Below are 17994 nucleotides of genomic sequence, written 5' to 3' on the forward strand. Positions count from 1 at the left end.
ATTGTAATAGCCAGCCAAAGTAATCTTTTCACATCCGGATCTATCACAGGTTGGATAAGTTGTTAACCTGAAGGTAACCGACCTGATGGTATAGGAACAGGAAGAAGTCTGTAATCATGGCATTTACCCGGATAGAGAAGCCACATTTTTTATTGCCGGACTTCCGGCATTGCCTCATCCATGTGTGAAAAGGAGTTTTTTCTTTCACCACAACGTTCCTTTCACATACCCAAAGGGGGTAGTGGATCCAGACCTGCTTCGGCTTTCTTTTTCCTTCCCATATGACAAAAACCGACTATCCATGACTATTCCTGCCAGTGTGCCGGTCGTGCTTGCCTCTCATGGTTTCTTCCCTTATATTCGCACTGATATTTAAACGAGTTGAAAATATGGAAATATGCTACATCGAGGCCGGTGTCCTTGAGAGGATGCTGGCGCGCGCCGAGAACCTGTCCGCACGTGTGGACAGATTGTATGAGAGAAACCGCTGTAAGGAACCCGGAGAGTGACTGGACGGCCAGGATGTCTGCCTGCGCCTTGACATCTCGCCGCGTACCCTGCAGACTCTCCGCGATACCGGACGGCTGGCGTTCACCCGCCTCCAGCGCAAGTTCTATTACAAGCCCGGGGATGTGGAGAAGTTGATGGTCTACGTCGGCATCAGACGCAAGGAGAAGGAGGTGAGAGAAAGAAGGAAGAACGGAAACCTTTAAAGAGCGGAAGAGATGGAAGGCATTATCGACAAGGAGAACGAACGTGTCCGCAGGTTCTTTGCCCTGCTGGACGACATGGAGAAAAAAGTGGAACGTCTTGCCCGTGACAACCGTCCTCCCTTCAACGGGGAACGGTTCCTGACCGACAGGGAGCTTTCCGGGATGTTGAAGATCAGCCGCAGGTGCCTGCAGGATTACAGGGACCAAGGACGGATTCCCTATATCCAGCTTGGCGGGAAGATCCTGTACAGGCAGTCGGACATCGAGAGGCTGCTGGAGGAGAACTATCACCCTGCATTGGTATAATATCGTATTTAAGTTTAAGGATTGTCGCCGGAATTGCATTTACGATTCCGGCGGCAGTTTTTATTTAGCCTGCGGCTTCCTTGCCGGCCGCGGGCTTTCTTCTTTCCATCAGCCGGTTCATGTCCGAGGATATCTTCCGGTCGGTGACCTGGGCGTAGACCTGCGTGCTGTCGATGTTCGTGTGGCCCATCATCCTGGCGATGCTCTCTATCGGAATACCTGCGGTCAGTGTCAGGGTCCCGAACGAATGCCGGGCCATGTGGTAGGACAGGTTCTCTTTCATGCCTAATGCCACGCCCATTCCATGTACCTCATACCAGAGGACGTCGCGGACCGGCAGCGGGAATACCGGCCTGTCGTCATCCGTGGTGTTGTAAAGCTCCAGTATCTGTCCGGCTATGGGATGCAGCGGGATGAACGCCTCCACGTCCGTTTTGGCGCGGCGGATGCGGATATACCTTCTTCCTTCCGAAGTCGTTCCGATGTGACGGGGATGGAGAGCCCTCGTATCCGCGTAGGCCAGACCGGTCAGCGAGGAGAAGATGAACGTCCTGCGTGCCAGCTCCATCATCGGGTCGGGCAGCGGGGTTTCCATCATCCGCTTCAGTTCACTGCGGCTGATATGCCTTAGTTTAGGTGTTTCTTTCCTCTCGTATGCCACGTCCTCTATCGGATTGGCTCTTAGTATTTCCCGGTCCACGGCGATGTAGATGAGCCGGTTGAGCCAGCACAGGCAGTGGTTCACGTGTCCGTTCCTGTGTCCCAGCTCCTTCTTGAGAAAGACCTTGAACGATTCGGCGAACTCCTCGGTGATGTCCGAAAAGGCGATGTCCTTCATCCCGCGGGATTCGATGAACTGCCTGAGGTTGAGCTGGGTGGTCTTCGACTGGCGGTAGGTGGAAGTGGAGTTGATCTCCTTGGAGCGGACCCTGAGCCGTTCGCGTTCCACCTCTCCGGCCTGCAGGAGGTATTCCGGTACGGAATTGGCGCCTGACACGGTGGTCTTGAGCAGTTCGGCCGTGACCACTCCCTGGTTCCTCAGCAGGTTCCCGTACGCCTCTTCCAACCGGCTGCGGAAGGCGGCAAGGCGGTTGTTCTCCCTGGCTGTTTTGATTTCACACTTCTTGCTGTCCCAGTCCCCGGGTTTGCAATAGACGCCTGTCGTGACTGCCGATTTCTTTCCGTCGATGCTGATCCGGCAGAGGACGGCGGTCGTGCCGTCCGATTTCACCTTGTTACGGTTGATGTAGAATAAGAGCTTGAATGTACTGCGCATGATAATGATTGTTTAGGGATTAAAGGATAAGTTTCAAATCGCGGGTTGCCTCGACGAACCTGTCCATGTCCTCGAACAGCTTCTTCGGGGTTACGCGCGCGTATATCTGGGTGGTCTTTATGTTGGAGTGTCCCAGCATTTTGCAGATGGTCTCTATCGGCACTCCCTCCTCGAGCGTGACCAGCGAGGCGAAAGAATGCCGTCCCATGTGGTAGACAAGGTCCTGGCTCAGCCCTGCCATCAGGCGCAGGGATTTCATATTGGCCCTGAGCGTGTGGTAGTCCTGCGGCGGGAAAAGAGTCTCGCGGGTATCGTCCCGGTATTTCTCAATCAACGCGACGGCTTCCGGAAGCAGCTTGACACGTCCGAGGTAGTCGGTTTTCTTTCGCTGGTATTTCAGCCAGAGGCTGCCCTCGTCATCCCGGAAGAGGTTCTTCCGGGTGATGCTTACCGCATCGGCATAGGCGGTGCCGGTGTAACAGGCGAAGAGGAAGAGGTCCCGGGTGATGACATGTGACCTGCGTTTTTCCGGTATCTCCAGATCACGCAGCTTCTCGAAATTCTCACGGCTGAGTGCTTTCGGTGTTGTCTCCTTCTGCTTGGGCAGCTTGAAGTGGCAGAAATGGTATTTCTCCGAGTGGCCCTCCTTGTAGGCGATGCGGCAGATCTTTTTCAAGATGGCCAGGTAGCCGCGAAGCGTGTCCACGGCATATCCCTTTTCCAGAAGGATGAAATCCTGATAGTCGCGGATGAACTGCTCGTTGAGCTGCCCGAAGACAAGGTCCGGAACCTTGAATTTCGCCTTGATGAATTCGGAAAGCGTGCGGTAGGTGAAGAGGTAGGTCGAGAGTGTGGTGGGCGCACGGTCCACACCGACACGGGCCTTCATTTCCCCGTTATGCCGGTCGAGAAGTTTGAGCAGGGTCATCTGCATGCCCGCATTGCCCTGGAACATGTCCCTGACCGCGGCGGCATCGAAATCCCTTTTTCTTTCCATGAGGGAATTGAAGGCCGAGTGTACGGCAAGCAGCAGTCTTTCTATTTTTTCATTGGTCTCCACCGCTTCCCGGCTCTTGCCGTTCAGCCGGCTCTCACGCGCGTTCCACAGCCCGGGGGTGCAGGAGAGCTTGCAGCTGAACTGCGCCATCGTGCGGTTGAGGGTGATCCGTCCCATGATCGGGGCTTTGCCGGTCTTGTCCGGCTCGCTCTTTTTCAGGTAGAGCAGCACCTTGAATTTTTCCACTTTCATAACGCTCTTTTTTAGGTTGTAAAAATACTCCTTTGAAAAGCGTCCTTTGGCATGCAAAACATTGAGAAACAGTGAATACAAATCCGCTTTGTTCTTATCGGTAAAAATTCGGTTACCTGCCGTCGTTTCCGAAACAGGCGGCTAACAGTCTGGTAACTGAAACGTCGCAATATTTTGTTTTCTTTTGCAGGTCTGTCTGTTCTGCAATTCTCGCAAAATGCTTAATTATAAACGTTTTACGTTTAATTATCGTCATTCTGTTTTTTATTGCATTTCTAAATATTACTTATACCGCCCGTCATACATGGGCCACAACAGCGTATTATTGTGAAATTCATCCGGGCATTATTTCCGAAGCGATGGGGCATTCATCCATTACAGTGACGGAGACTTATCTGAAACCTTTTCAGAATAAGAAAATAGATGAAGCAAACAAGCGGGTTATTGATTTTATCCGGTATTCGGTTCAGAATGCAATTTGTTGAAAATAAGCCTGTTACTTTGTAGGTAACGGGAATGAATACCGGTGCAAATATGAGCATATTTCTTAAAACAACCAAACGAAATCGCACATTTTTTCCATTAAAGCACTCAAAAGAAGAACATAGACAGATAAAACACGTGGATTCTTTGTACTAGGGTATGTTAACCTCTAAATTTTGCATAAGATTTCCCTCCCCTCTACCTCTTTCTCAAAGTAGGGGTTAAAAAGTTTCATTGTATATTATATCATTTATAGTATTGACTACTCAAAAAGAGCAGGGACAAAGGTTTTCCCGTTACCTACAAAGTAACAGGTATGCTATTATTGAAACTTAGTGTTTAATAATATATTATTAATGTAATTTTTAAGTAGTTATGAAGAAAAAGTTTGTAAAAGTGATGCTCTTCGGGGCGCTGGCGCTTTCTACTATCAGCTACGTAGGATGCAAAGACTACGATGATGATATAGATGGTTTGCAACAGCAGGTCGACGCCAATAAGAGTAAAATTGAAGAGGTGGATGCTGCAATGAAAGCCGGTAAATTTATTGTCAGTTATACTCCTGTAGCAAATGGTTATGAGTTGTCTCTTTCTGACGGTTCTAAATTGACTATCACCAATGGTAAAGATGGAGAGAACGGACAGCCGGGACTAAATGGTGAAACGGTCATTCCTAAATTTAAAGTATCAAGTGACAACTATTGGCAGGTAAGTACTGATGATGGCAAAACCTATGAGTATGTTTTAGATGCAGATGGAAATAAGGTTAATGCTACTGGGAAGAAGGGAGAACAAGGTGAACCTGGCCAGCCTGGCGAACCAGGTCAGGATGCATCAGCTAACGTGTCTATTAATAAAGATGGGTATATCGTTATCGGTGATGTGGTAACAAGCTTGAAAACTGATACTCAAGTTCCTTCTATCGTTATAAATGAAGTGGATGGTTTGTACGTTATCACTCTTGACGGTAAAGAATATAAAATGTTGGCAGAAGGTTCTGCTTATAATGGGTTGCAAAGCATTATTTACAGAAGACAGGCAGCTGATGATCGGGAGGATTTTGTAAGATCAATTGGTTTGATGTCATCCGATGATCCTGACGCGGAATTATTGGCAACCAGTGCTTCAGTTGCTACTTTCAAGGTATGGCCTACTACGTTGGATCTGGGTAAAGCTGTATTTGCATTTACCGATACATACAAAACCAGAGCACTTGTTCCTACATTGAAATATGTAGAAGGTAGTGCAAGATGGGTGGATAACCGACAAGGTATCTTGAGTGTAAATATGATTCCCGAAAACATTGAAGTTGATAAACCTTACGCTTCTTCTTTGGATGTAACAATTAACGGTTATACAACAGCCTCTGATTACTTCAACTTCAAAGCTGAAAAATGGACTCCGGCTGATTTGAGTTTTGTGCATACAAAAGATGCAGTTAAAGTTCCTACTGATATTTTGGCTGATGCAACTACCGAATCCGATTTTTCATCTTATGTTGAATATACATTTGTTTATAACAAATCTTATAATCTGAATGATTCTGTAGCATTGGGACATGATGTGGAAGAGAATTTCATTTCAATGGCTGATTTAGGATTTAGTGGTATCACTGTTGAATTCAAACAAACAGCCGATAAGGCAAAAGGTATCTTTGAAATTAAAGACGGTGTTATTACAGCTAAATCTAGTGAGCAAGCTTCTGCTATCAATGAATTATGCTATGTGACAGCAACTTATAAGAATGAAAAAGGTACGAAAATCATTTCTTATGACTTTGCAGTGAAAGCTGTTCGCGAGCAGCAAGTGGCTCCGGCGTTGGTTGATATTGATGTAGAAACGAAAGATGCAGCTGCAGCTGATAAGTTAGCTAAATTGCAGTATAGCACAAGTGAACAAACTATTGACTTGAATGTGCGTGCATTCTTGAATTCACTGGGTGGACGTGACTATATGTCTGACAATGAAAACGTAACTCCTGTTAAATATGGTTTGTATTACTTGACTAATGAAGATGGTAAGACTTATGCTAACAAGGTTAATGCATATATTGAATTTACACCAGGTACAAGCACAGATTTGGATAATCTTAAATTGATATTCCCTGCCGGAACTGTTATCAATGGAGATCAGCAGTTGTATTCATTTGAAACATGGCCAGGTGGTGGAAACGCAAAATATGAAATTACAAATTCTGAAGAATATGCATGGCGTAAATCTACAACAACTCATCGCGTTAACGGCTCTAACAAACAGTATACTTTGAAATTGAAGGATCTTGTTAAGTGTGAACGTAAAGTGATCATCAAGCAAAATAGTGCATTTGTTGTGAATGGTAAGACAACTATTACCGGTGTATGGACTGAAGCTGATAAGTCATTCAGTATGACAGCTGATTTGACAGTTCTTTATGCTGCATATAATACAGATAACAGTACTTCTAGTGAAGTTATTGAATATTATCTGGCTCCGCAAGCAAAACAGTCTGATGCTGTTAAAGCTGTTTATAATCAGATAAGCATTGCTAATAATGTTATTACTGTGACTCCGGCTGTAGATGTGAAGACTTTAGGTGCCATCAAGATCGGAGCTAAAATACAAGGAACTGATATTGAAGCTACTATTCTTGATATAAATGGAAAAGAAGTGACTTATTGTGAACCTGTATTGCGTTCTCCGCTTGATGCCTTGTCTAACAAGTCTTCTATTGATTGGAATATAGATGGTGATCAGAATAAGACTATCAATGTAGGAACGAAAGCAGAAATCAAGATGTCTGACAAAGATATCAATGTAACTAAGAAGAATGTAGTTATTGAAAATGGAGTGGCAAAAGCTCCTTGGGCTGCAGCTTATGGCATTGATGCTGACGCTATTACTTATGCAATCGATGGATATAGTGCTACTGTAAATGATGGTACCTATACGATTAATCCGTCAACAGGTGTGATTACATGTAACAACACAGCGATTGTTCAGTCATTGGACATCTATGTGAAAGTAACTGTAAATCATAACTGGGGTACAGAAACTATTAATAGGATCACTGTGAAGGCTTCTTTGAAATAGTCCTATTTTAAATAAAAAGAAAGGGTAACTCTTTTCCTCTGTGTAGAGTTACCCTTTTATTGATAATATAATTGTCCGATATGGTGGTATCGGATATTATTTGTCGAATTATTCATCTTTGTGAAAAGATGGATATATTATTTCCCACTAAGGATTTTTGACATCCTTAAATTTATTAGATGAAAAAAGGTAAAGACTGCACTTGTGAAAGACCGGTCTGATAATAAACCTTTATTTCGAAGGGCGTTCCAATTTTCCCTTATTTCCCAGGAACGCCCTTTTTTATTTCCTAAGAGTTATTCTGGGACCTTCAAATTGGAAGTTGTAATAGACTATTACAGACGTGGATTTTATAATGCCTTTTTCTTAAATTCATATCTTTGAGACGGAGCTTGCGGAATTTGCATAAAGAGCTGGCATCTATCACATCTTTTGTGATACTATGATACCAAAAACATCATAAATCCAATAATGTAAATTGGATTTATGATGTCATTTTTAGAGATAGAAACTTAAAGGGATCTTTTCAGTGCCCTCCGATTTCAAGTCCATCTTTTTTTATGAAACCGTCTGAATAATTATAGTCTTTTGAATGTAACCTTTGACGGATAATTCTTTAGGTGATATAGTCATTTTAGACAATGATAAGCTCAATCCCCATTTCTTCAATCGCTTGAGCCATTGACTGGGAAATGCCGGAGTCTGTAATTATCACATCAATACAGTCTAAACTACAGATTTTACCGAATCCACGTCGCCCGAATTTGGAAGAATCTGCTAGGATAATGGTACGCAATGACGCCTCTATCATTTTCTTGTTTAGGACAGCTTCTTCAATATTAGAGTTTGTGATTCCGTACTCCAGATCGATACCGTCTACTCCTAAAAAGAGTTTTGAACAAGTGATTTGTTCAAAGAATAAAGAAGTGTAGTCGCCAATGACAGAAAAGGAATTCTTGCGTACGATTCCCCCGAGCTGGATTACTTCGATATTATTAATGGTATTTAATAATAAGGAGGTTTTCAGAGAAGCTGTAACTACGGTTAAGTGGTTGATGGGAGTGATATGCTCGGCAAACGTATGTACGGTAGAACCGGAAGCGATAATAATAGAATCGTTTTCTTCTATTAATTTAGCTGCGGCAGTAGCGATTCTTTTCTTTTCTTCTTTCCGAAGCTTTTCTTTTTCGTGCACATCAATATCTGATGTTAATGGGTTGACCGGACTTGCACTTCCATGAGTACGGTAGAGAAGTTTTTTTTCTTCCAGATGTTTTAAATCTTTTCGGATCGTTACAGGAGTAACTTCCAGTTCTTTAGCGATTTCGTTTACTTTGATGAAACCGTTTTTCGCTAAACTTTCAAGAATATACTTATGTCTTTCAGCAATACTTGTCATAATTCCCTGTTTTTATCACAAAGATAAACTAAATATTAATATGTGGCAAATAAAAAGATAAAAAGTTTCATTCTATGATATAGAGCTTCCGTTTTATATATAAAATGGTATTCTAACGAAAAATAATTTGCTTTTTATATTGGATAATATTTCTTTTTGTGTATTTTTGCAGTGCTGATTTATAAATAAAGAAAGAAAACGAAATATTTATAAGGAATGAAACGAAGTGATTTGCTTGAGAGGATGCTCAATTGGGAATGTGAATGTGATATCTTGGTGATCGGTGGTGGAGCTACCGGATTAGGGGCTGCAGTGGACGCAGCCTCCAGGGGGTACAGAGTTATTCTATTGGAACAGCATGATTTTGCTAAGGGTACTTCTTGTCGCAGTACGAAGCTGGTACATGGAGGAGTTCGGTATCTGGCTCAGGGAGATGTCTCTATGGTAGTTGAAGCATTACATGAACGTGGGCGTATGAGGCTCAATGCTCCTCATCTAGTGAAAGATATGCGTTTTATAATAGGCAATTACCGCTGGTGGGAAAAGCCTTTTTATGCGGTGGGGCTGACTTGTTATGATTTACTGGCCGGACGCAAAGCATTGGGACGTTCGTTACCGATGTTAAAACGTTCTGTATTAAAAGAAATACCTTCTTTAAAGCATGAAGGATTGAGAGGTGGAGTGGTATATCATGACGGACAGTTTGATGATTCGCGCATGGCTATAACGCTGGCACTGACTGCTATTGATAAAGGTGGAGTGTGCTTGAATTATATAAAGGTGAATTGTTTGCTGAAAGATACCTCCGGAAAAATAAATGGGGTGCATGCTGTCGATACGCTTGACGGGAAAGAATATCAGATAAAATCGAAAGTAGTAGTGAATGCTACCGGAGTCTTTGTGGACGATGTGATGAAGATGGATGAATGTGATACCCGGAGGAAAGTACGTCCCAGTCAGGGAGTGCATTTGGTAGTTGATAGTAAATTCTTGGGTGGCCACTCGGCACTAATGATACCTAAAACAAAAGATGGACGCGTCCTTTTTGGAGTGCCCTGGCATGGAAAGGTGGTGCTTGGCACAACGGATACCCCTCTGAATGAGGCTTCTTTGGAACCGAGAGCATTGGAAGAAGAGGTTGATTTCATTTTAGATCAGGCCGGGCAGTATCTCGAACGGAAACCGACCCGTGCCGATGTGCTTTCGGTTTTTGCCGGTTTGCGCCCTTTGGCTGCGCCAACGCATGCTGATTCGAAGAAAACGAAAGAGATTTCACGGAATCATAAAATCTATCGTTCGAAATCGGGGCTTTTGACAATTACCGGAGGGAAGTGGACTACTTATCGTGCAATGGCTGAAGATGTCATCAATCAGGCCATCGTAATAGGAGGGTTGTCTCCTGCGGAATGTGTGACGAAGAATTTGAGGGTTCATGGATATACAAAAGAGCAATTTGATGAGAATGACTGGAATTATGTGTATGGCAGCGACGCGGACAAAATACAAAAGATGATAGAAAAAGAGCCTTCTTTTGCTGAAAAGTTGTATGAAGGTTATACTTTTACAGCGGCTCATGTTGTGTGGGCGGCTCGTGAGGAGTTTGCGCAGAATATAGAAGATGTGTTGGCCCGTCGGGTGAGGATGTTATTTCTGGATGCCCGTGCTGCTCTTAAAATAGCTCCGAAAGTGGCATCGGTATTAGCGACGGAACTGGGAAAGGACAAAACTTGGGAGCAGGCGCAGATAGCTGACTTTAGCCGATTGGCAAGAGGGTATATCTTGAATTAAAAGAAAAAAATACTTTAATTGTTGTTTGTAAATAAATGCTTATGAAAAGTTGTATGGTTTTGCGGAGAGGGCTCGTGGCCTCATTGATGTTTCTTCTGTTGGCAGGGATACAGTCTGTGTCGGCGCAGGAAAAACTACATCTGTTAAAGTTTGACGGTGTCACACAATTGAAAGACTTCTTTAAATATGTGGAAAATGGCTCAATCATTGTAAGCGGGCATCGTGGTGGATACGAAGATGGGTATTCGGAAAATTGCATCGAAGGTTTGGAAAATGTGCTGAAGCAAATGCCGGCTTTCTTCGAAATCGATCCTCGTCTGACAAAAGATAGCGTGATTGTATTGATGCATGACGCTACTTTGGATCGTACAACAACAGGAACGGGAAAAGTTTGCGATCATACCTGGAAAGAGTTGCAGAAGCTTCGTTTGAAAGACCATTCGGGAAAAGTGACCAACTGCAAGATTCCTACTTTGGAAGAAGTAATCAAATGGAGCAGAGGTAAAACGATTATAAACCTTGATAAGAAAGATGTGCCGATGGCTATGATTGCGGCTTTGATCAAAAAGCACAAGGCGGAGGGACATGTGATGCTGACTGTGCATACCGGTGCTCAAGCCAGATATTATTATGACCGTTTTCCGACGATTATGATGTCCGCTTTCGCCCGTAATATGAAAGAATTTGAGGACTTGTCGATATCAGGTGTGCCATGGGAAAATATGATCGCTTATGTAGGGCATAGTATGACACCCGAAAATAAGAAAATCGTTGAAATGCTGCATGCTCGTGGCGTGCGTTGTATGATTAGCGTGGCGCCTACGCACGACAAGTTGCCTTTGAAAGAAGAACGGGCTTTAAAATATAAAGAAGAGATAGATAAGAAACCGGATATTATAGAATCTGATATACCGACAGAAGTATGGACAGTTTTGCAATCTCGATAGATTGTTGCCCTGATATGGTGCAACGTCTGTTTACTATCGTAAAGGAAAATCCGGTTAGTGAACTAACAATTAATACTGTGAAAATGTCAAAAGTGGAACAAGCATTGAAAGCTGCGAATGAGACACGTGCTCTTCGCGTAGGAAATGGAATATTAAATGAAGTAGCCGGACTGTTTAAGGAACAGTTTGCAGGAAGAAAGGCTGTAGTGGTAGCTGACGTAATTACCTATCGTGTTGCTGGCGAAAGAGTAGAGAAAGAGTTGCGTAATGCGAATATAGAATTATTACCATCTTTTATTTTTACTGATTCCGACCTGTATGCGGAATATTCGTATGTTGACCGGCTGGTTGAATCGTTGAAAGTGCATGACGCTATTCCGGTAGCTGTCGGCTCCGGTACGATTAATGATTTAACGAAGTTAGCTTCTCATCTTGTCGGAAGAAGATATATGTGTGTGGCTACTGCCGCTTCCATGGATGGATATACTGCATTCGGCGCTTCCATTACTGCAAATGGCGCTAAACAGACTTTTAGCTGTCCGGCACCGCAAGCTGTATTGGCTGATATTGAAATAATAAAGAAAGCTCCCAGGGCGATGACGGCATCAGGATATGCTGACTTGTTTGCAAAAGTGACGGCTGGTGCCGATTGGATTCTGGCCGATTGGATGGGCATAGAAGATATTGATGAAAAGGCGTGGTCGATTGTGCAGGATGGATTGCATGATGCGCTTTCGAATCCTGAAGGTGCGGTGGCTGGAGACGAAAAAGCGGTGTCGCAACTTATTGAAGGATTGATGCTGGGAGGTTTTGCCATGCAATGGTCTAAATCGAGTCGTCCGGCTTCGGGGGCGGAACATCAGTTCAGCCATCTTTGGAATATGGAACATCATTTAAATCAGGGTGAGCATGTTTCTCATGGCTTTCAGGTGAGTATAGGTATGTTGGCTATAACGGCATTTTATGAACAAGTGTTGAACACTCCATTAGAGAAACTGGACGTGGAAGCGTGTTGTGCGGCATGGCCTGAACCGGAAATAGCCGATGAGGTAGCTCTTGATATGTTTGCCGGTACTGATTTTCCTACTATTGGTCTACAAGAGACGAAAGCGAAATATGTGACACGGGAGCAATTGGCTGTTCAATTGCGGCAGTTGAAAGAATACTGGCCTGAAATTCGTGAACGTTTGTCCAAGCAGTTGATTCCTTACAAAGAAGTGAAACAATCCCTGCGGCAGGTAGGCGCTCCTATAGAACCGGAACAAATCGGTATTACACGGAAACGCCTGCGTGAAACGTTTGTTCGTGCACAATTTATTCGCCGTCGTTTTACTGTCCTCGATTTAGCTGTACGGACAGGATATATGGAACAGTGGCTGGATGGATTGTTTGGTAAAGGTAAAATATGGGAAATAACAGATTAATCATGACAGGAATGGAACTACAAGGAATGGCGCCCGAAGTGGCAAAGAAATTTAAATACTGGCAGACGCGGACGATAATAGCAAGTATGATAGGCTATGCTCTATTCTATTTTGTTCGTAAAAACTTGAGTATTGCAATGCCTGCCATGCAGGATGATTTGGGAATAACCAAGGGTGACTTGGGATTATTTCTGACCTTACACGGATTGCTGTACGGAGTTTCCAAGTTTGCCAACGGCTTTGTTGGCGACCGGGTGAATGCCCGCTATTTTATGGTGACAGGTTTAGTGCTCTCTGCAGCATGTAATATTTGGTTTGGGTTTAGTTCTGCTGTGGTGATGTTTGGCATCGTGTGGATGTTGAACGGATGGTTTCAGGGAATGGGATTTCCCCCTTGTGCCCGTTTATTGACGCATTGGATACCTCCTACGCAGTTGGCTACAAAGATGTCGGTGTGGAACACCTCACATTCTGTAGGCGCAGGTTTAGTGGTGATTGTTTGTGGATATATTGTCAGTCTCGGATGGCGCTGGTGTTTCTGGTTCCCTTCTATTATAGCCTTGGTTGGTGCGGCCGGTCTGTGGTTTGCTTTGCGCGATACGCCTCGCTCGGTAGGTCTCCCGGAACTGAACTCAAAAACGGGTGTAGAAGAAAAAGAAGATACTTCTGCCGAATTTAAGCAATTTGTGCGTAAGAATGTCTTTGGAAATCCGGCGATTTGGATACTGGCTATTGCCAACTTTTTTGTGTATATCGTGCGCTATGCTGTACTTGACTGGGGACCGACTCTTTTGGGAGAGTGGAAGGGAGTTTCTATTCATCATGCAGGTTGGATGGTGGCAGCCTTTGAAATATCCGGAATTGTAGGTATGCTGGTAGCCGGTTGGGCAACCGATCGTTTCTTTGGCGGACGTGGTCCACGCGTTTGTGTGATTTGCATGGCACTGGCTACGGTGTTTGTTGCTTTATTCTGGGGAATATCCCAACCTCCCATGTGGCTTGCTACGCTTTTATTGGGAGCGGCAGGATTCTGTATTTATGGTCCGCAAGCTTTGGTAGGTATTGCTGCGGCTAATATAGCCACAAAGAAAGCAGCCGCTACGGCAGTCGGATTCACGGGATTGTTCGGATATGCCAGTACGTTGGTCTCCGGTTGGGGATTAGGATTGTTGGCTCAACATTATGGTTGGAATATTGCAGTGGGTGCATTAATCCTGATTGCTATAATGGGAACTTTGATATTTATGGCCGCATGGTCGGCAAAAGCAAATGGGTATGATAATGATTAATGAGGTAGAACATAAATTGAATGCGGAACTTATGGATCGTATTCGTCGGATCAAGCATATTGCTTTGGATATGGACGGAACGATTTATAACGGAAACACGTTATTTCCTTTTACGATTGCTTTCCTGGATAAAATGAAAGAATTGGGAATTGGTTATTCGTTTCTGACGAATAATCCTTCCAAAAGCACGAATGATTATCTTCGACACCTATCCGGCATGGGGATTAAAGCAGTGAAAGATGAATTTTATACATCGGCTCAAGCGACCATAGATTATATACGTGTATATCATCCGGAGTGTAAACGGCTTTTCTTGTTGGGCACTCCCAGCATGATAAAAGAATTTGAGGAAGCCGGATTCGAGTCTACTGATGACAATGCTGATGATGAACCGGATGCAGTGGTTGTCAGTTTTGATATGTCGCTTGTTTACTCGCGCTTATGTCGTGCTGCGTGGTGGATTAATCAGAAGAAGCTCTATATTGCTACTAATCCGGATCGTGTGTGTCCTACGGATAAACCTTTAGTGTTAGTGGATTGTGGCTCTATTTGTTCCAGTTTGGAGTATGCTACGGGGCGGGAACCGGATGTTGTGATTGGAAAACCCGATCCGCGAATGTTGAACGGAATAATGGAACGGCATAACTTGCAGCCTGATCAGGTAGCTATGGTGGGTGATCGTATTTATACCGACATATTAATGGCGCAGAAAGCAAATGCTTTGGGAGTGCTGGTACTTTCCGGCGAAACAACGTATGAGACAGCTATTGCTGTTCATCCTAATCCGGACTTGATTTTACGTGATCTGGCAGCATTCCAGCAAATGATTTTGTTGGCTCATGAAATAGATTAGATTGGTGCATGAAAATGCAATAGTATATTTATTTTTAGTGTTTTTGATAGGTATGATGTTACGGACAGTTCTACTGTCCGTAACATTTTTTTTGTCAGAAATGATCTTGGTTTCTATTGGTGCAGTCATGAGTACATCAATTAAAAACTCCTCCCTGAATCCAATTTGATTGAAACGATATCACTGTATTACCCTATAGTGAATCTTATTCATTCCCGGTGCGGTTTTGAACTAATTGTGCCGAAAATAACCAAAGCCCCAATAAAGTTTGGTTCTCCTCCTTCACATCCTTCACGGATGGTAATCGTCTGTTTGATAGGTGTTTGCTGTGAACAAATAAAGAAAAGTCTTTTCTTCACGCCCTTCACGCCTTCACAATCCCCACAGTTTGCACTTTCATAGCCCGTAACCTTTGCATCGGCATTGTCAATCTTAGCAAATTGAACAGCTTGCATCTAAGAAGCCGACTAGAGTTGTCTACCTAGTCGACTATTGTTGTCTAATCAGCCGACTATAGTCATCCAGGTAGACAACTATAGTCGGCGATTAATAAATAGAAATAAAGTATATGATAAGACGGTAGTTTATCAGTAATAAGAAGGCTGATTTTTAATATTGGTAATGAATAAAATATATTCATAACTGTGCAGAAAGGAATCAAGCAAATGAATCTTGTTAGTGAGTTAAATCATTTACTCTTATAATGGGTTGCGCAATTCAGGCCATAAAATTGCCATCTTTTGAATTGGTATTGAAGCCTGTCTAAATAGTCTTCCCAATTTTTGTGCTCTGGGCTACTCCAGCCTATTTCGGCAACAGCATTGGCACGGGGGTATGCCATGTATTCCACTTGTTCTGGAGTTTTTATGTATTCTGTCCATACATTGGCTTGTACTCCTTTTATATGTTTTGCTTCTTGCTCCGTCAATTCCTTGGGAATCGGGTTATATCCGTATGTCCATTCAAGTGCGCAGATTCGTCCGTTTGCTAAAGGAGATATATCCATACTTGCCTGGTAGTGGTCAAGATATACATAAGTGTTAGGAGTCATGATGACCGGATGCCCTGATTTTGCCGCGGTAATTCCTCCGGCAACACCTCTCCATGACATCAACGCTGCATTAGGGGCTATTCCGCCTTCTAATATTTCATCCCAGCCAATCAGCTTTTTCCCATTCTTATTCAAGAATTTTTCAACTCTTCTGATGACATAGCTCTGAAGTTCATGTTCGTCTTTCAATTTTAGTTCTTTTATTTTCGATTGGCATTTCGGGCAGGACTTCCAACGTGTTTTCGGGCATTCGTCTCCTCCTATATGTACATATTCTCCGGGAAATAACTTGAATACCTCCAGCAGAACATCTTCAATGAAAGGATAGATGTTTTCATTGCCGGCACAAAGTACATCGTCGTAGATTCCCCATCTTGTACCTACCTCATAAGGTCCTCCCGTACATCCTAATTCGGGATAAGTAGCCAGTGCGGCGAGCATGTGTCCCGGGAGATCAACTTCGGGAATGATGGTAATATAACGTTCTTTGGCATACGCCACTATCTCTTTGATTTCTTCTTGTGTATAAAATCCTCCATAGGGCGTCCCGTCGTATTTTCCCGGAATTGTGGCAGAATATCGGTTGATGATTGTTTCTTTGCGCACGGAACCGGTTTCGGTCAGCTTCGGATGCTTCTTGATTTCTATCCTCCATCCTTGATCTTCTGTCAGATGCCAATGAAAGCGGTTCATTTTCTGCATAGACATTAAATCAATGTATTTTTTGATAAAAGAAATAGGATATAAATGTCGGCCTACGTCTAAGTGTAATCCCCGGTATTCAAATTGTGGTATATCTGTAATGTTCGCTGCGGGGATACTCCATTCGTTTGTGTATGCTGTTGTGTTGGAATAGATTTCCGGTGGCAGCAGTTGCAATAAAGACTGTATGGCATAGAAGAATCCGGCTTCTTTGTCTGCCAGCACCTGTATCTGTTCGGGAGAAATATTGATTTTATAGCCTTCATTTCCTAAAGTAGGATCGTTGGCACGGTTGAAAATCAAATAGTTACCGGATAGATTTTTTGTGTTATTCTGTATCTTTAGAGACAATTGTGCTATCCGTGTCAATCTGTCCGTCAGGAATCGTAAAGGCGCTTCGGCATTTTTATCTTTTAGTATAATGCGGGTTTCTTTAGTAAAGATGAATTTGCCTTGCTTCTTTTCGAGAGAGCGTGGGGCAGGGATGATGTTATATATGTTTTGAGATTCTGTTCCTACCATATAATTCATACCACGAAGGCGGAAAGCATACTTCAGTGGTTTTTTCTCTGTATTGAACGCATTTTCGATGCTTGCACACAATGTGTATTGAGGAGATTTGATATCGTCACCATTCAAAAACAAAGTAGTTTGGCTCATTGGAGACAGAGTCATTTCATTTTGTTCCGGTTTTAAATTATCGCATTGAGTTATATGAATGTGATAAGGGATACTGCTTTTGTTGGTGATGTCAACTACCATGCGGGTATTATTATTGATAAGACGGGTGCGTATATCCAAAGAGGAGCTTATTAACTTCTTTAGCCATCTTTCTTCACCGGAAATTGTATCGTTCAATAGTTCTACAAAGCAGTGATCTAACAAAGCATTGCGGAGGTATCCGTCACTTCTTTCACGTGCAAACACTAGAGTTGTTTTGTTTTTATCTTTTATATTATCTAATATTGTTTGACATTTTGACATCGTATATTTGCTGACAGCTACCATTCCTTTGTTTGTTGCATAGCTCGCCAGTTCTTTGTTGTTGATGAAAATACCGTTTAATCCTTTCTTGAAGGCTCCGTCTATTGCATCTTTGCTTTCGACGGGAGAACTCAAATCGCATTTTAACAATACGAAGTCAAATAATTCCGGAGTAGATAAACTTTCTTCTTTGTTTTGTGAAAATGTAGTAAATGTGGTGAAAAGGCAACACATTATACATAATAGTTTCTTGCTCATACAGGAGTCGTTTTTAAAGGGTTATATAGATTTAATACTTAATTAGGCTTTTACTTCGTTTTCTTTAGTAGCTTATTTGAAGCAAAGATAAATATAAAAGGTTGTAAAACGAAACTAATTAAGAGATATTTTCTTTTTTAATTGCTTTTTCTTGTTGTTTGCTTTTGAATGTTATACTTTTGTGTTTCCTTTGTTTCTCTGTT

Annotated in this window: 14 protein-coding genes; 8 read left to right on the forward strand and 6 right to left on the reverse strand. The window is 43.0% G+C overall.

Annotated elements, in window-relative coordinates; genetic code table 11:
* Window positions 1–43: 43 nt before the first annotated feature.
* Window positions 44–208 carry a hypothetical protein gene (locus GD631_RS07270; protein WP_005651720.1) on the reverse strand — a complete coding sequence of 55 codons (165 nt, stop codon included), beginning with the start codon at window positions 206–208 and terminating at the stop codon, window positions 44–46.
* Between the two features lie 301 nt (window positions 209–509).
* Here GD631_RS07270 and GD631_RS07275 point away from each other — a divergent pair, with 301 nt between their 5' ends.
* Together GD631_RS07275 and GD631_RS07280 are read left to right on the forward strand one after the other, a co-directional pair.
* Window positions 510–713, forward strand: a complete 204-nt coding sequence (locus GD631_RS07275) for a helix-turn-helix domain-containing protein (protein WP_032849094.1) — start codon at window positions 510–512, stop codon at window positions 711–713.
* Between the two features lie 12 nt (window positions 714–725).
* Window positions 726–1019 carry a helix-turn-helix domain-containing protein gene (locus tag GD631_RS07280; protein WP_004311261.1) on the forward strand — a complete coding sequence of 98 codons (294 nt, stop codon included), beginning with the start codon at window positions 726–728 and terminating at the stop codon, window positions 1017–1019.
* A 64-nt stretch (window positions 1020–1083) separates the two neighbouring features.
* On the opposite strand, the gene GD631_RS07285 is transcribed toward GD631_RS07280, so the two are convergent.
* The gene (locus tag GD631_RS07285) at window positions 1084–2295 is read right to left on the reverse strand and encodes a site-specific integrase (RefSeq protein WP_004311260.1); all 1212 of its coding nucleotides are present in this window, start codon (window positions 2293–2295) and stop codon (window positions 1084–1086) included.
* A gap of 19 nt (window positions 2296–2314) precedes the next feature.
* The gene (locus GD631_RS07290) at window positions 2315–3544 is read right to left on the reverse strand and encodes a site-specific integrase (RefSeq protein ID WP_004311259.1); all 1230 of its coding nucleotides are present in this window, start codon (window positions 3542–3544) and stop codon (window positions 2315–2317) included.
* An 858-nt stretch (window positions 3545–4402) separates the two neighbouring features.
* Here GD631_RS07290 and GD631_RS07295 point away from each other — a divergent pair.
* Window positions 4403–7096 carry a PL29 family lyase N-terminal domain-containing protein gene (locus GD631_RS07295; RefSeq protein ID WP_143256981.1) on the forward strand — a complete coding sequence of 898 codons (2694 nt, stop codon included), beginning with the start codon at window positions 4403–4405 and terminating at the stop codon, window positions 7094–7096.
* Between the two features lie 634 nt (window positions 7097–7730).
* Here the strand turns inward: GD631_RS07295 and GD631_RS07300 are convergent.
* The gene (locus GD631_RS07300) at window positions 7731–8495 is read right to left on the reverse strand and encodes a DeoR/GlpR family DNA-binding transcription regulator (protein ID WP_065537542.1); all 765 of its coding nucleotides are present in this window, start codon (window positions 8493–8495) and stop codon (window positions 7731–7733) included.
* A 216-nt stretch (window positions 8496–8711) separates the two neighbouring features.
* Here GD631_RS07300 and GD631_RS07305 point away from each other — a divergent pair, with 216 nt between their 5' ends.
* The 5 genes from GD631_RS07305 to GD631_RS07325 all read left to right on the forward strand — a co-directional run bounded on the left by GD631_RS07305 (window position 8712) and on the right by GD631_RS07325 (window position 14796).
* On the forward strand, window positions 8712–10283 hold the full coding sequence (locus GD631_RS07305; protein WP_143256982.1) for a glycerol-3-phosphate dehydrogenase/oxidase: 1572 nt from the start codon (window positions 8712–8714) through the stop codon (window positions 10281–10283).
* Between the two features lie 41 nt (window positions 10284–10324).
* Window positions 10325–11230, forward strand: coding sequence for a glycerophosphodiester phosphodiesterase family protein (locus GD631_RS07310; protein WP_143256983.1), 906 nt, complete (start codon window positions 10325–10327; stop codon window positions 11228–11230).
* 83 nt (window positions 11231–11313) lie between these two features.
* Complete coding sequence (locus tag GD631_RS07315; RefSeq protein ID WP_143257140.1) at window positions 11314–12654, forward strand: sn-glycerol-1-phosphate dehydrogenase; 1341 nt, start codon at window positions 11314–11316, stop codon at window positions 12652–12654.
* Window positions 12655–12665: 11 nt separating this feature from the next.
* On the forward strand, window positions 12666–13943 hold the full coding sequence (locus GD631_RS07320; protein WP_143257152.1) for an MFS transporter: 1278 nt from the start codon (window positions 12666–12668) through the stop codon (window positions 13941–13943).
* The gene (locus GD631_RS07325; RefSeq protein ID WP_370511853.1) at window positions 13930–14796 is read left to right on the forward strand and encodes an HAD-IIA family hydrolase; all 867 of its coding nucleotides are present in this window, start codon (window positions 13930–13932) and stop codon (window positions 14794–14796) included. The genes GD631_RS07320 and GD631_RS07325 overlap by 14 nt, the downstream gene beginning before the upstream one ends.
* A gap of 209 nt (window positions 14797–15005) precedes the next feature.
* On the opposite strand, the gene GD631_RS07330 is transcribed toward GD631_RS07325, so the two are convergent.
* Together GD631_RS07330 and GD631_RS07335 are read right to left on the reverse strand one after the other, a co-directional pair.
* A complete protein-coding gene (locus GD631_RS07330; RefSeq protein WP_143256984.1) occupies window positions 15006–15251 on the reverse strand; it encodes a hypothetical protein in 246 nt (81 codons plus the stop codon).
* A 233-nt stretch (window positions 15252–15484) separates the two neighbouring features.
* On the reverse strand, window positions 15485–17791 hold the full coding sequence (locus GD631_RS07335; protein ID WP_143256985.1) for an Sb-PDE family phosphodiesterase: 2307 nt from the start codon (window positions 17789–17791) through the stop codon (window positions 15485–15487).
* Window positions 17792–17994: the final 203 nt, after the last annotated feature.

It is taken from the genome of Bacteroides luhongzhouii, assembly GCF_009193295.2.
Lineage (GTDB): Bacteria > Bacteroidota > Bacteroidia > Bacteroidales > Bacteroidaceae > Bacteroides > Bacteroides luhongzhouii.

Bases quoted from the DNA above. Each gene is read 5' to 3' on its own strand.
- GD631_RS07310 (WP_143256983.1), top strand. From the start codon at position 10,325: ATGAAAAGTTGTATGGTTTTGCGGAGAGGGCTCGTGGCCTCATTGATG.
- GD631_RS07335 (WP_143256985.1), bottom strand. From the start codon at position 17,791: ATGAGCAAGAAACTATTATGTATAATGTGTTGCCTTTTCACCACATTT.
- GD631_RS07315 (WP_143257140.1), top strand. From the start codon at position 11,314: ATGTCAAAAGTGGAACAAGCATTGAAAGCTGCGAATGAGACACGTGCT.
- GD631_RS07285 (WP_004311260.1), bottom strand. From the start codon at position 2,295: ATGCGCAGTACATTCAAGCTCTTATTCTACATCAACCGTAACAAGGTG.
- GD631_RS07320 (WP_143257152.1), top strand. From the start codon at position 12,666: ATGGAACTACAAGGAATGGCGCCCGAAGTGGCAAAGAAATTTAAATAC.
- GD631_RS07290 (WP_004311259.1), bottom strand. From the start codon at position 3,544: ATGAAAGTGGAAAAATTCAAGGTGCTGCTCTACCTGAAAAAGAGCGAG.
- GD631_RS07280 (WP_004311261.1), top strand. From the start codon at position 726: ATGGAAGGCATTATCGACAAGGAGAACGAACGTGTCCGCAGGTTCTTT.
- GD631_RS07325 (WP_370511853.1), top strand. From the start codon at position 13,930: ATGATAATGATTAATGAGGTAGAACATAAATTGAATGCGGAACTTATG.
- GD631_RS07295 (WP_143256981.1), top strand. From the start codon at position 4,403: ATGAAGAAAAAGTTTGTAAAAGTGATGCTCTTCGGGGCGCTGGCGCTT.
- GD631_RS07300 (WP_065537542.1), bottom strand. From the start codon at position 8,495: ATGACAAGTATTGCTGAAAGACATAAGTATATTCTTGAAAGTTTAGCG.
- GD631_RS07330 (WP_143256984.1), bottom strand. From the start codon at position 15,251: ATGCAAGCTGTTCAATTTGCTAAGATTGACAATGCCGATGCAAAGGTT.
- GD631_RS07305 (WP_143256982.1), top strand. From the start codon at position 8,712: ATGAAACGAAGTGATTTGCTTGAGAGGATGCTCAATTGGGAATGTGAA.